We start from the raw sequence: 13,816 nt of genomic DNA on the forward strand, positions 1-13,816 counted from the left end.
CCCATGACGAAGGTCAGCGAGATGACGCGGTCGACGTTGACGCCCAAGAGGCCGGCCATCTTCTTGTCCTGCTCGCAGGCGCGCTGGGCACGGCCGAGCGAGGTGCGGTTGATCAGCGTGGTGAAGCCGATCATCAGGACGAGCGTGATGATGATGGTGGCGAGACGGACGTAGCTGACCGAGACGGCGCCGTCCATCAGGGTGAGGTTGCCGGGCAGGATGGGCTGCAGCGGCTTGGAGCGGGCGCCCTGGAGGATTTGGATGTAGTTCTGCAGGAAGATCGACATGCCGATGGCGGAGATCAGCGGCGCCAGCCGGGGCGAGGAGCGCAGCGGCCGGTAGGCGATGCGCTCGACCGTCCAGCCATAGACGCTGGTGAACAGCATGGAGGCGAGCAGCATGATCAGCAGCGCCAAGGGCACCCAGGTGATGCCGAGCGCGCCGATGGCCAGAAAAGTGATCAGCGCGACAAAGGAGCCGATCATGTAAATCTCGCCATGGGCGAAGTTGATCATGCCGATGATGCCGTACACCATCGTGTAGCCGATCGCGATCAGGCCGTAAATCGCCCCAAGCGACAAGCCGTTGATCAATTGCTGGAGAAAATAGTCCATGTCCTCATCCCACCTTCGGCGCGGCGCAAAGGCAGGGTGCGGCGGCACGGGCACACTCGGCACACCGGTCTCGCAACAGCAGCCCCCTGTCTGGTGCAGCCCGTCCAGTCACCAAACGGAATGCCGTTTCATCGGGAGTTCCGCCTACTGGTCTGACGGACCATGATTTTTCCTGTTCGGAGGATGCCCCTGCAATCCGGCCGGGCCGTCGGGCAGGTGCTCCTCCTGACCTTTTCGGTAGTACCAGCCTGACGGATTTTTGCAAGACAGATTTGTGCTGTCCGCATGCGTGATCCTCCGGGACAACCGGAGCCTGAAATGAGAAACGCCCCGCCGGCGGTTGCCGGCAGGGCGTTTCTCGCAACGAACCAGAGACCGTTGAAGCGTCAGCGCACGGCGACCGACTGCTTGGCCGGGGCGGCGGCGACCTTCTGCTTCGGCTTCGCCGGAGCGGCGGCCTTGGCCGGCTTCGCCTTCGCGGTCGTGGCCTTGGGCGCCGCCGGGGCGGGCGTGGCTGAAGCGACAGCGAAGACGGGATCCGGATTGCTGACCGTCTTCACGTCGCAGAGCGGACGGCTGGCCAGATGCATCAGGCCGGCGCCCTTTTCATCGGTCGTCAGGGTGCGCAGGTCGTCGGGCGTCAGGTCCTTGGCGGCGACCGAACGATCGACGAAGTTGGCGCAGTATTGCGGGATGCCGATGGTGGCGGCGCGGCGGCTGATCTCGTTCGCCAGCTCCGTCCGGAACATGTCGAACTGGCGCGTGGCGTTGCCGCCGCCCGACCGCTTGTAGAAGGAGATCAGCGACGCTTCCGAATTGGACAGCATGGCGCGGTTCTTGACCGAGAAGTCCTGGTACAGGTCGAAGGGCTTCTTTTCCGGCACGACCGTGCGGCAGGTCAGGCCGACGATCATCATCTCGGTGTGCAGGCGCATCATCTGCTCGGCCGCATATTCGGTGCGGTTGTAGCAGGCGGGCGTGGCCGGGCCGCTCGACTTGGCCGAGTGCGCCTTCGCGGCGGCCGCCTTCGCCGGCGGCTTCGCAGCCTCCTTGGCGGCGGCACTCGTGGGCGCGGGCAGGGCGAGCAGCGCGCCGAGGACGGCGGCGCCGGTCAGGGCTTTCAGGGAAAGGCGGAGGGCGGCGCGCTGGCGACTCATCAGGGGCTCCGGTGGCGCGGTACGATAGGACGGGTTCGGGCGGAGATGGGCGGCGCCCGACAGTCGGCGACCTTCTACCCGAACGCCCGGGCTGGTCAATGGGATTTGCCCGCCGCTTGCGTTTTGTCCCATCACCGCGGCGGAGAGGCAACGCAGGTCCGGGCGGCTCTCGGCGACAGGGTCATGCCCCTCCGGGCAGGGGTGGCGCCCGCCGCTGGACGGGTCGGGTCCGGCGACGCTATGGATGTACGCAGGACAGTCGGACAGGTGACGGGACATGGCAGCCACCGGATCGAAATCGGCCGGAACGGGGTTCGGAACCGGGCCTGGAACAGACTATGCGAGCGGGCACCGTATCGGCATCGACCTGGGCGGGACCAAGACCGAGGGCATCCTGCTCGACCGACAGGGAAACCAGTTGGCGCGCCACAGAGTTCCCACGCCTAAGGGAGATTACGACGGCACGGTCGCGACCATCCGCGATCTGGTCGCCCGCCTGGAGGGCGAAATCTCCGGCGGGCACAAGGCGACGGTCGGGCTCGGCATTCCGGGCGCCATCTCTCCGGCGACCGGGCTGGTCAAGAACGCCAACTCCACCTGGCTGATCGGGCGCGATTTCACGCGCGACCTGACCCAGGCGCTCGGTCGGCCGGTGCGGATCGAGAATGACGCCAACTGCCTGGCTGTGTCGGAGGCGACCGACGGCGCCGGGGCCGGCTGCGGCGTGGTGTTCGCGGCGATCCTCGGCACCGGCTGCGGCGCCGGCATCGTCGTGCATGGCCGGGTGCTGGGCGGACGCAACGCCATCGCCGGGGAATGGGGACACAACCCGCTGCCCTGGCCGACCGATGCCGAGCGGCCGGGACCGGCCTGCTATTGCGGCAGGCGCGGCTGCCTGGAGACCTTCGTGTCCGGACCCGCTGTGGCGGCGGACCATCTCGCGGCGACCGGCGAAAGGCTCGACGCCGCGACGATCCTCGCCCGCGCAGCCGATCAGACCGCCGCCGACGACGGATGCAGGGCGACCGCGGACCGGTTGGTCGGCCGGCTCGCCCGTGGTCTGGCCGCGGTCGCCAACCTGCTGGACCCCGACGTCATCGTGCTGGGCGGCGGCCTGTCGAACGCGGAGCTGCTGTACGACCGGCTGCCGGCGGCGATGCAGCCCTGGGCCTTCAGCGACCGTCTGGACACGCCGGTGCGCCGCGCCCGCCATGGCGATTCCAGTGGCGTGCGCGGCGCAGCATGGCTGTGGCGGCCCGGAGAGTTGCCGGACCGGACATGACCGAAAGGGCTTAATCGGTCCGCGCGGTCCGCGGAGCCGGCGGGGCATCGGCGCTGCGCGGCGGAGCCGCCCCGCGCCGGGCCGCGGCGGGGTCCACCGGCGGCGGCGTCAGCGAGTGGGAGGCGGAATAATGCTGAGTCGTCCGCTTCACGTCGGTGCCGTAACGCGTCATGCCGGCACGGTCCTTGCCCGCCTTGATCGCCCCCCAATGGGACGGGGCCGGGCCGGGAATCGGCTGCGCCTGATCCATGTTGCGCAGGAGCGGGCCGGTTGGGACCATCTGGTCATACACCCAGGGCGCATACTCCTGCTTCTGGGCATGGGCCGGCAGCGACAGCGTCACCATCGCCAGCGTGGCGGCCACGGCGGAGATGGCGAACTTGACGGCGGTTTCGGCAGAGGAGGCAACGCGGGTCATCGAACAGGCGCCTTTCGTCCGGAAAAACGGATCGGAAGGGTCAGTCGAGCGGAAAGCGCCCGCGCCGTCCAATGCGGAGGCGCGTTACCCACCCCGGTCGCGGCATCCCCAAGCGGAGCAGACCTCCGCCCTTCCGATACAGGCCGGCCGATACAGGCCGGGAGGCGGGTTACTGCGCCGGCAGCCGGTAGAGCGTCAGATGCAGGCGCTTGCCGGTGTTGTAGTTGAAGCCCGACAGCTCCGCCAGCGGCAGCGGCGTTGCCGTGCCCAGACCGTCGAGGAAGGCCGGCGCCTCCCGGTCCTCCACCAGGGCCAGCCCGCAGGCGCGGTCGGCCGTCAGATGCGCCGCCGCACCGGCGCCATGGACCAGCTTGGTCGGCGCGCCGAGCAGGAAGACCAAACTCGGCTCCGAATATCCGGCGGAAGCCACCACGCTGTCCGGACAGGGGCGGACCTGCGCCACCGCGCGGGCGGCCTGCCGGCTGACCCACACGCCGTCGATGTTCGGCAGCACGGCGGCATAGGTCCCGGCATAGAGAAGCGCCGCGGCGCCGACCCCGGCGGCCAGGCCGGTCCGCCGCTCGCCCCGCAGAAGCGAGCGCAGGGCAAGGGCGAAGAGACCGCCCACCGCCGGCACCAGCGCCACCCCGACCGGATCGATCCGGCGGTCGACCAGCCAGGGGATCACCGCGACGGCCAGGGTCAGGGCACCGAATCCGATCACGCCCAGCGCCACCGCGGCGGCGACCAGCCAGCGGCGCGGCCGTTCGCGGCTGCGGTCGAAATTGTCGATCAGTGCGGCGGCGGCCAGGGCCGCGATGGCCGGGAAGACCGGCAGGGTATAGTGGAGGAGCTTGGTCGGCACCGCCTCGAACACCAGCCAGCTCGGGACGATCCAGGCGATGCAGAAGCGCACCGCGTCCAGCCGGCGCCGGACCCACACCCAGGGAACCGCCAGCAGCGCCAGCAGCGACCAGGGGGCGAAAGTAACCCAGAAGGTGCCGAGATAATAGCCGGGGGGCAGCCCCTTGCCCTCCTGCCCGCCCGACACCTTGCCAAGCATGTCGTGGCCGACGGATTCGGCGAAGAAGGCGCCCTTGCTCTTGATGGCGATGGCGATCAGCCAGGGGGCGGCGATGGCGACGACGATGCCGAGCCCGGCCAGCGGCTTCAACCGCTTCAGCCACCCGGCCTCGCGGTCCCACAGCGCCAGAACCAGCGCGGTGGTGCCGGACACCAGCAGGACCATCGGCCCCTTGACCAGCACGCCGACGCCGGCGGCGATCCAGAAGACCAGCGGCACCGTCCAGGCGGCCCGTCCGGCGGGAACCGGATCGCGGCGGCCGAGATAGAGATGGGCAAGCGCCGCCTGCCCGATCACCACGGTGGCGAGCAGGACGGCGTCGGTCTTGGCCATCCGCGCCTCGACCCCCAGCACGACGCAGGACGCCATCATCAGCCCGGCGATGAAGCCGGCCGGGCCGCCGAACAGCCGCGCGGCCGTCCAGGCGCTGGCCAGAACCGCGAAGATCGCACCCAGGAAGGAGGGGATGCGGTAGGTCCAGATGACCTTATCGGCCCCGACCGGGAGTCCGCGCAGCGCATCGGCCGCCGCGGTGGCGGCACTCTGCAGCCAGTAGATGCCGACCGGCTTCTTGTAGCGGGTCTCGTCCTGGAAGCGGATGTCGACGAAGTTGCCGCTGTCCAGCATCTGGGAGGATGCCTGGGCGAAGCGCGCCTCGTCGCGGTCGAAGGGCGGCAGCATGGTGAAGCCGGGCAGGAACAGCGCCGCGGCGAGCAGCGCCAGCAATGCGTAGGCCCAGATCGGCAGACGGCTGGGCTGCGGGGAAATTGCGGTCACGATTTGCTCGGCACCGCGCCGTCGGCGGCCTGCGACTTCTTGTGGCTCCAGACGAAATAGACGTTGCGGGCGTAGATCACCAGACCCATGCCCTGCCCCAGCATGAAGACCGGGTCGAAGCGGTAGAAGGCATAGGCGAACAGCAGAACGCCGCCGCCCAGCGAGAAGTACCAGAACAGTTCCGGCACCACGCTGCGGCGCGCCTTTTCACTGGCGATCCACTGCACGATGAAGCGCATGGTGAACATCAGCTGGGCGAAGAAGCCGATGCCGACCCAAACCAGATCGGTGGTGCTTTGCCCCTGGAACCACGCTGCGGCGCGCTCAAGCATCGTAAAATCCTGTCCCGAAAGGGTCGGTGAAAGTCGGTCAGAGGCGTTCGGAGACCGGGGACAGCTTCGTCCGCCGCTTCAGCCAGTAAACGCCCAGCAGATCGACCACGCCGATCAGCCCGCGCCGCCAGTTGTTGTATTTCGACACGCCGCGCTCGCGCGGGCGATGGTTCACCGGCACATAAGCCACCGGATGGCCGTGGGCGCGGAACAGCGCCGGCAGGAAGCGGTGCATCGCCCCGAAGAAGGGCAGGTCGAGGAAGGCGTCGCGGCGGAACAGCTTCAGCCCGCAGCCGCTGTCGGTGCAGCCGTCCTGCAGGAAGGACTGGCGGACGGCATTGGCGATCCTGGAGGCCCAGCGCTTGGACAGCGTGTCCTGCCGTTTCCGGCGCAGGCCGCCGACCAGAACCGGCGCCCCGGCTTCCCCGGTCGAAACCAGGGCGAACAGCGCCGGAATGTCGGCCGGGTCGTTCTGGCCGTCGCCGTCCAGCGTCACGACGAACTCGCCGCGCGCCGCCTTGACGCCGCTGCGCACCGCCGCGCTCTGGCCGGAGCGTCGGACATGGCGCAGCACGCGCAGCCGGCCGGCTTCCACCGCCGCGGCGAGGCGCGCCTGGGTATCGTCGTCCGACTGGTCGTCGACGAAGATGATCTCGAAACCGCCGACCGGAGTCAGTGCCCGCTCGATCTCTTCGAGCAGGGGCAGCACGTTCTCGGCCTCGTTGAAAACGGGGACAACGACCGACAGCCGCACCGGCTGGCCGTTCTCCGGATAAATGCTCACGGTTTGCCATCCCATTCGCCAAACGGGCGGCAAATTACTCTCGCGGCGCGGCGAACGGTAGCGGAAAAGGATGAGACGGAAGCGGGGCAGGTCCCCGCTTCCGTCCGATCCGGCTCTGAAGCGGCCGGATTACCCCTTCCGGCCATCGGCTGTGGGGGGCAGCGGAAGCGGGACATAGCGCAGGTCGCCGCCGCGGCTGACCAGCATCAGCAGGGTCTTGCGCCCGTCCTCCTTCGCCTTGGCGATGCGGGATTCAAGGTCAGCGGGGGTCGCCACCGGCTCCTGTCCCGCTTCGACGATGACGTCGCCGAGGTCGAGCCCGCGCTGGGACGCGGCGCTGTCGCGGTCGACCTCCGTCACCACCAGCCCGTCGACATCGTCGGCGATGGAGAAGGTCTGACGCAGGCCGGGGGTCAGCGGAGCGAGCTTGAGGCCCAGCGCCGACTTGCTCTCCTCCGGCTGGGCGGAGCGGGGGGCGCCGCTGGATCCGGACAGCGCCACCTGCTGCGGCTCGTTGCGCAGTTCGCCGATCGTCACCTGGACCGTTTCCTCCTTGCCGCCGCGCAGCAGGGTCATCGGAACGGTGCTGCCGATCTCGGCGGAGGCGACGATGCGGGGCAACTGGCGCATCTGTTCCAGCGGATCGCCGTTGAAGGCGGTGATGACGTCGCCCTGGCGCAGGCCGGCCGACGCGGCCGGGCTGTCGGGCGACACGCTGGTGACCAGGGCGCCGCCGGTGCCGGCCACGCCCAGGCTTTCGGCGATGTCCGGCGTCACGCGCTGGACCTGGACGCCGAGCCAGCCGCGCCGCACCTTTCCGTCGTCCTTCAACTGGTCGATGATCGGCTGGGCCAGCGAGGATGGAATGGCGAAGCCGATGCCGACCGACCCGCCGGTCGGCGAATAGATGGCGGTGTTGATGCCGATCACGGCGCCGCTGGCATCATAGAGCGGGCCGCCGGAATTGCCGCGGTTGATGGCGGCGTCGGTCTGCAGATATTCGTCGTAGGGCCCCTGCTGGATGTCGCGGGCGCGGGCCGACAGGATGCCGGCGGTCACCGAACCGCCGAGACCGAAGGGATTGCCGATGGCGACCACCCAGTCGCCGACCTCCACGGATTTGCTGTCGCCCCAATGGGCGGCGGTCAGCGGCTTGCCGCTTTCGACCTTCAGGAGCGCAAGGTCGGTCGGGGCGTCGGACCCCACCAGCTTCGCCGGCAGCTTGGTCCCGTCATGCAGGGTGACGGCGATCTCCGCCGCGTCGGCCACCACATGGCTGTTGGTGACGATCAGGCCCGACGGATCGATGATGAAGCCGGAGCCGAGCGCCATGCTCGGCAGGCCCTGCGGGCTGCCGTTCGGCGCGCCGTCGGGCGGGGCGTCTCCCTGCCCTCCCCTCTGGCGCTTGCGGAATTCGCGGAAGAACTCCTCCAGCGGGGATCCCGGCGGCAGGTCCAGACCCTCCGGCAACCGGCCGCCGCCGGCCGAGGCCTGGGGCGCCTGGGTGCTGGAGATGTTGACGACCGTGTCGATCTGCGTCCGGGCGAGGTCGCGGAAGGACGGCGGCGAATAGGTCCTGCTCGCCCCCGGCTGCGCGGCGGCGGAGGCATCCTGCGCAGCCGCGGGCAGCACCGGCAAAAGGACCGCGCCGGACAGCAGCGCGCACAGCGCCGCGGCCGGAAGGTGTCGGAAGATCGGATAGGATCGCGGCACGGACGCATGCGGCATGGACGGTCTCCGCAAAAAACGGTTGGGGCTGTACTGCAACTGAAAACACGCCACCCCCCGTCCGGGGTCCATCGCACTTTTCAAAAGTCGGCAATCGAAAGATGCCGAAGGCCGGATGCTGCGACCGAGGGTTTACGGCCGCCCGCATATTTTAAAATCCCCGGCCTCCACCAAGCGTCGTACGCTGTTGTGACACCGGATACAAAATCACGATTCCGTGCAAAGTTATGCTGGCATTTTTGAGAAGAGTTTCCGATAGTCGTCCATACCGAAAACATCGCCCGCCAGCGTGAAGCCTCGATGCTGCTGACGCACGCGCCCGCGTGGTCCCGCGTCTGAAGCGTGCGGTCCGGGTAGACATGCTGACGAATGACTGAAAATTCACTTTGGCAACCGAGCGATATAATGAACGCAGAAACCGGGAGCGAACCGGAGTCTCCCAAGAAGCGTGGGCGCATTCCGCAGTCGGCGTGGCCCCAAATTCTTGAACGTTACCGCAGCGGCGCAACCCTTTCGGCAATTGCGCGCGAATTCGAATGCACGCCCAGCGCCATCTCCTACATCATCAAGAAGGCGGAGGCCGCAAGCGGCCAGGGCGATGCCGCTCATGGTGATGCCGGCGCCGAAGGGATGCAGGACGAGGCGCAGGCCGCCGACGGCACCTCTTCCGCAGCGCCGGAGACGGTTGGCGAGGCGCCGGTTCCGGTGAACCCGGCGGTTCCGGAAGCGTCGGCCGCGACGCCGGCGCCCGCCGCTCCCGCCGCCGCGGAGTCCGAAACCGCGGCCGAACCGCGCCGCGTCGCCAGCCGCACCGGCCGCACCACCCTGACCCGCGCCCCGCGGACGGAACCGGCGGCCGAGCAGGCTTCGGCCGAGGCGCCGGCCGCCGCTCCCGCGCCGGCTCCGACGGAAACGCTGCGTCTGAACCGGCCGGAGCCCGCCGCGGCTCCCGCGCCGGCTCCGGTTGCCGCCCCTGCTCCCGCCCAGACGTCCGCCGCGCCGGAGGCCCCTCGTGCCCCCGGCCAGCCGACGCCGCCGGTGGATGCGGTGGAAGGCCGTCTGCGCGACACCGCCAAGGCCTGCATTTCCGCCTATCGCGGCTGGCGTCAGCAGCCGAGCGAGGCGACGATCCAGTCCCTGTCCGAAACCGTGCACGAACTGCGCAAGGCCCTGGCCCGCGTGGAGATCGACATGTCGGCCAGCCGTCGCGAGGAACAGGCGATCCGTCCGATCCCGATCCCCGCGCACCGGGCTTCGCGCCGCCCGAACTGAGCGGTCTTTGAAAAGCGGGTTTGAAAAAGCCCCCTTTGAAAATCCGCCGTCTGGAAAACCTCCGCCCCGATCGGGGCGGAGGTTTTTTCATGGCCGCGTCTCCGCTTGCGCCATCCGCACAAAAGGGGCTTGACGGCCCCCCGATCGAAAGGCTAATCCTCTGCGCCCCGATGGAAGGGTGGCCGAGTGGTTAAAGGCAGCAGACTGTAAATCTGCCCGCGTTAGCGTACGCTGGTTCGAATCCAGCCCCTTCCACCATCGCATTCAAATCGAGAGCGTCCGGCGAACGGAACGGCCCTCGCGAATGCCGGATTTCCCCACATCATCTGTTAAAAGTCTTCCGCTTAGAGCGGCAGCGGTTCGGCGGGCGTCACGCGCGGGAAGCGCAGCGTGAAGGCGGTCCCCGCCCCCGGTGCGCTATCCAGCCGCAGCCGGCCGCGCAGGGTCCGCATGACCAGCGTGTAGACGATGTTCAGCCCCAGCCCGCTGCCGCCGCGGTCGCGGCTGGTCGTGAAGAAGGGTTCGAACACCTTCCCGTGCAGCTCCGCCGGAATGCCGCGTCCGTCGTCGGCATAGACCAGCTCCACCTCTCCGTCCTTCGCCGTGACCGTCACCGTCAGCCGGCCGCGCACCCCCGGATCGTATCCGTGCAGAAGGGAGTTGATGACGAAGTTGGTCAGGATCTGGCTGAACGCCCCCGGATAGCTGTCGATCGTCAGATCCTCCGGGCAATGGACGGCAACCGTATGCCCGCTGCGGCGGATGCGCATGCCCAGGCTGCGCAGAACTTCGTGGATGTAGTTGTTCAGTTCGAAGACGCGGCGTTCCTCGCTCGCCTGATCGACGGCGATCTGCTTGAAGCTCTGGATCAATCGGGTGGCGCGCTCGATGTTCAGCAGCATCAGCTGCGTCGCCTCGTCGGCGATGTCGATGAACTCGGCGAAATCGCCGCGCCGCAGCGCACCGGCCTCGAACAGGTGACGCAACGCGCGGGTCTTCTCCGCCAGCAGCGAGGCACCGGTCAGGGCGATGCCGACCGGCGTGTTGATCTCGTGCGTCACCCCGGCCACCAGCGAACCCAGCGCCGCCATCTTCTCCGCCTGGATCAGCTGGACCTGCGCCTCCTTCAGGTCCTGCAGGGCGCGTTCGGCCTCTTCCTTGGCGGAACGCACGGCTTCGGCCGCGCGCACGCTCTCGGTGACATCGGTGTGAGAGCCGACGATGCGGAAGGGCTTGCCGTCGCCGCCCGCCACGGCGAGCGTTCGCGTCTCCAGGAAGACCGTGGCGCCCGAGCGGTGATGGAAGCGCTGCAGCAGCCGGCCTTCCGACCGCCGGCCGGCGGCCAGATCCCGCTCCAACTCCAGCGCGGCGCCGAGATCATCGACGTGGATCAGTTCCTCCCAGCGGCGGCGGCTGTTGTCCATCTCCGCCTCGGAATAGCCCAGCAGGCCCCACCATTGCGGGGAGAACCACACCTCGCCGGTGCGGAGATCCCATTTCGAGATGCCCTCGCGCGCCGCCCGGATCGCCAGCTCCAGCAGTTCCCGGCTGGAGGCGACCTCGCGCTCGGCCTGCTTGCGCTGGGTGATGTCGGTGTAGGTCGTGACGAATCCGCCGTCGGGCAGCGGCAGGGTCACCGTTTCGATGACGACGCCGTCGGGCCGCACGCGTTCGTTGTAAAAGGGCCAGGAGGCCTTGCGGATATAGTCCAGCCGCTGCGCCACCAGATCGTCGATTTCGCCGCGGCCATAGCCGCCCTGCTCCGCGATGTGGCGGACCACCGCCTCATAGGGCTGGGCATAGCGCGGGAATCCGGGATCGATGTAGAGCAATTCGAGCACGCGCCGGTTCCAGGCGACCAGCCGCAGGTCATGGTCGAAGGCCATCACCCCCTGGCTGAGGCAGTCCAGCACCGAACTGGTCTTCGCCCAGGGCTCCTGCTCGGCCGGTGCCGCCGCCGCATCGATCGCCGTCAGCAGCCATTCGCCCGGCCCGCCGGCCCCCAGCGCCAGGGTCACCGCGCTGCCATCAGGAAGCCCCCGCGTCAATGGACAGCCGCAGCGCAGGTCGGCAATGGCGGCACAACCCAGCAGGCCGCCGAACAGCCCCTCCAGCGTCGCATCGGCCGGCACGGCGAAGCGGGCCGCGAAGGCGGCATTGGCCCATACCAGGCGTTCGTCGGCGTCAAAGCGGGCGAACCCGGTCTCCCCCATGCCCGTGCCTACTCCCTCCGCTGGACCAGCGGGTTGAACCCACGGCCGGCACCCCAACCGACGGGAGAAACCCGGCGGCAGGACACGCGGCGTGACCCGCAATCGCATTCTTGTCTCTTGACGGTTGACGGGCAAGCGTCATTCCGCACCTGCCGGCGCCGGACCCGGCCTGGAGACGGCTTGGTTTTACGAGACAGTGCAGCCTAATCCTGCGCCTGTCCAGGGCGCGTGGCGGCCAAGCCGTTGTCTAAGATAAGGATTTGCGCGATGGCGGATGCTGCGGCCCATGGCATCCCGTTCCTGGCGGCGCCGGCCGCCGCGACGATTTTTCCCGCCCGGTCCAAGCTTGTGCCCGGCCGGCAGCCGCCGGCAAACCCTGACGATACGTTATGCCGATTGTTGCGCTACTTTACAGTATAGTATCAGTATTGTGGGTGAGACCGCTCTTGCCGAACAATAATCAGCTTGTGGATTGGCCGCCCGCCACAGTATTAACGGACCCCGGAACGCGGATCCCTCGAACCGGTGAAAAGCCTTAGATCTGGAATGGCTTTTCGGAATATCGACGTTGTTTGACAGAGGTCAAACACGCCGCACTGGTGGTCGAATATGCTCCGCGCCAACGTGGAACCGGAAATCAGGCGCATCGACATGCCAGACGGAAGCATCGTTCAGCAGGGCGCAGCCCAACCCGCCAAGGTCCCGCTGTACGAAAGCCATAAGACGATCCATCCGAAGGCGGTCAAGGGCCTCTATCGCCGCCTGAAGACGGTCACCTTCTCCGTTCTTCTGGCGCTGTTCTTCATCGCTCCCTGGATCCGGTGGGAACGCGGTCCCGACGCGCCCGCCCAGGCGGTGCTGTTCGACCTGACCACGCCCCGATTCTTCCTGTTCTGGATCGAGATCTGGCCGCAGGAAATCTACTATCTCACCGGCCTGCTGATCGTCGCGGCGCTGGGGCTGTTCCTGGCGACCGCGCTGGCCGGCCGCGTGTGGTGCGGCTTCGCCTGTCCGCACACGGTGTGGACCGATCTGTTCGTCTGGATCGAGCGCATCTTCGAAGGCGACCGGGCGGAACGCATCCGCATGGAAAAGCAGCCCTGGACGGCGCGCAAGGCCCTGCGCAAGGCCGGCAAGCATGCGGGCTGGCTGACGCTCAGCCTCGTCACCGGCTTCGGCTTCCTCGCCTATTTCACCGACGCCCCGGCCCTGCTGCATGATCTGTTCACCTTCCAGGCCAGCTATGAGGCGGTGTCCTTCTTCGCCATCTTCGTCGGCATGACCTATGTGATGGCCGGATGGGCGCGCGAGCAGATGTGCATGTACATGTGCCCGTGGCCGCGCATCCAGACCGCGATGCTGGACGAACATTCGCTGGTCGTCACCTATCAGGCCGACCGCGGCGACAACCGCGGTCCCAAGCGCAAGTCGCAGAATTGGGACGAGCGGCGCGCCCAGGGCTTCGGCGACTGCATCGACTGCGGCCAATGCGTGCAGGTCTGCCCGATGGGAATCGACGTGCGCACCGGCGAGCAGGCGGACTGCATCAATTGCGGCCTGTGCGTCGACGCCTGCGACAGCATCATGATCCAGCAGGGGCTGCCCACCCGCCTGATCGCCTTCGACAGCCTGGCCGCCCAGGACACCCGGGCCTCCGGCAAGTCCTATCAGTGGCGTCTGATCCGCCCGCGCATCATCGTCTACGCCCTGCTGATGCTGGTCATCGGTGGCGCCATGGCCTGGAGCTTCGCGCTGCGCCCCAGCCTGAACATCACGGTTCTGCGCGACCGCGCGCCGCTGTTCGTGACGCTGTCGGACGGCTCGATCCGCAACGCCTACACCTTCAAGGTCGCCAACAAGACCCGGCAGGACCGCTCCTACACCCTCAGCGTCGCCGGCCTGCCCAATGCCGAGATCAAGGTGATCGGCGAGGCGGAAGAGGAAACCGCCGCCCACACCGCCACCATCTCCGCCCAACCGGACAGCGTCGCCACCTACCGCGTCTATGTGACGGCCCCGCGCACGGCGGTCTCCGCCACGTCGCTGCCGCTGACCTTCCAGTTGTCCGATACCGGAACGAACGAGAAGAACAGCCACGACAGCGTCTTCATGGGTCCGGCGAACTAGCCTCCGAACCCTCCTTGGCACGAGCGCG

11 protein-coding genes and 1 tRNA gene are annotated in these 13,816 nt (G+C 68.1%); 4 read left to right on the forward strand and 8 right to left on the reverse strand.

What is annotated here, in order from left to right:
• Both FZ029_RS22955 and FZ029_RS22960 read right to left on the reverse strand, forming a co-directional pair.
• On the reverse strand, nt 1-614 hold a 614-nt coding region (locus tag FZ029_RS22955; protein ID WP_149272083.1), incomplete at its 3' end, for a branched-chain amino acid ABC transporter permease LivH.
• 386 nt (nt 615-1,000) lie between these two features.
• On the reverse strand, nt 1,001-1,771 hold the full coding sequence (locus tag FZ029_RS22960) for a hypothetical protein (RefSeq protein WP_247892456.1): 771 nt from the start codon (nt 1,769-1,771) through the stop codon (nt 1,001-1,003).
• A 277-nt stretch (nt 1,772-2,048) separates the two neighbouring features.
• Between FZ029_RS22960 and FZ029_RS22965 the strand changes: the two genes are divergently transcribed.
• The gene (locus tag FZ029_RS22965) at nt 2,049-3,053 is read left to right on the forward strand and encodes an ROK family protein (RefSeq protein WP_149272085.1); all 1,005 of its coding nucleotides are present in this window, start codon (nt 2,049-2,051) and stop codon (nt 3,051-3,053) included.
• Between the two features lie 10 nt (nt 3,054-3,063).
• On the opposite strand, the gene FZ029_RS22970 is transcribed toward FZ029_RS22965, so the two are convergent.
• The 5 genes from FZ029_RS22970 to FZ029_RS22990 form a co-directional block, all read right to left on the reverse strand.
• Nucleotides 3,064-3,471: a hypothetical protein gene (locus FZ029_RS22970; protein ID WP_149272086.1), complete on the reverse strand. Its 408-nt coding sequence runs from the start codon at nt 3,469-3,471 to the stop codon at nt 3,064-3,066.
• Between the two features lie 169 nt (nt 3,472-3,640).
• The gene (locus FZ029_RS22975) at nt 3,641-5,332 is read right to left on the reverse strand and encodes a glycosyltransferase family 39 protein (RefSeq protein WP_149272087.1); all 1,692 of its coding nucleotides are present in this window, start codon (nt 5,330-5,332) and stop codon (nt 3,641-3,643) included.
• Nucleotides 5,329-5,664 carry a lipid-A-disaccharide synthase N-terminal domain-containing protein gene (locus FZ029_RS22980; RefSeq protein ID WP_149272088.1) on the reverse strand — a complete coding sequence of 112 codons (336 nt, stop codon included), beginning with the start codon at nt 5,662-5,664 and terminating at the stop codon, nt 5,329-5,331. The genes FZ029_RS22975 and FZ029_RS22980 overlap by 4 nt, the downstream gene beginning before the upstream one ends.
• 37 nt (nt 5,665-5,701) lie before the next feature.
• Nucleotides 5,702-6,463: a glycosyltransferase family 2 protein gene (locus FZ029_RS22985; RefSeq protein ID WP_149201363.1), complete on the reverse strand. Its 762-nt coding sequence runs from the start codon at nt 6,461-6,463 to the stop codon at nt 5,702-5,704.
• A gap of 114 nt (nt 6,464-6,577) precedes the next feature.
• Nucleotides 6,578-8,176, reverse strand: coding sequence for a DegQ family serine endoprotease (locus FZ029_RS22990; RefSeq protein ID WP_149272089.1), 1,599 nt, complete (start codon nt 8,174-8,176; stop codon nt 6,578-6,580).
• 405 nt (nt 8,177-8,581) lie between these two features.
• On the opposite strand from FZ029_RS22990, the gene FZ029_RS22995 reads away from it, so the two are divergent.
• Together FZ029_RS22995 and FZ029_RS23000 are read left to right on the forward strand one after the other, a co-directional pair.
• Nucleotides 8,582-9,448, forward strand: a complete 867-nt coding sequence (locus tag FZ029_RS22995; RefSeq protein ID WP_149272090.1) for a hypothetical protein — start codon at nt 8,582-8,584, stop codon at nt 9,446-9,448.
• A 172-nt stretch (nt 9,449-9,620) separates the two neighbouring features.
• Nucleotides 9,621-9,706 (forward strand) — tRNA-Tyr (locus FZ029_RS23000).
• Between the two features lie 86 nt (nt 9,707-9,792).
• Here FZ029_RS23000 and FZ029_RS23005 read toward each other — a convergent pair.
• The gene (locus tag FZ029_RS23005) at nt 9,793-11,661 is read right to left on the reverse strand and encodes a PAS-domain containing protein (RefSeq protein ID WP_149272091.1); all 1,869 of its coding nucleotides are present in this window, start codon (nt 11,659-11,661) and stop codon (nt 9,793-9,795) included.
• A 651-nt stretch (nt 11,662-12,312) separates the two neighbouring features.
• Here FZ029_RS23005 and ccoG point away from each other — a divergent pair.
• Complete coding sequence (ccoG, locus tag FZ029_RS23010) at nt 12,313-13,788, forward strand: cytochrome c oxidase accessory protein CcoG (protein WP_247892457.1); 1,476 nt, start codon at nt 12,313-12,315, stop codon at nt 13,786-13,788.
• The last annotated feature ends 28 nt before the right edge of the window (nt 13,789-13,816 follow it).

The sequence above is a fragment of the Azospirillum sp. Sh1 genome, assembly GCF_008365135.1.
Taxonomy (GTDB): Bacteria; Pseudomonadota; Alphaproteobacteria; order Azospirillales; family Azospirillaceae; genus Azospirillum; species Azospirillum oryzae.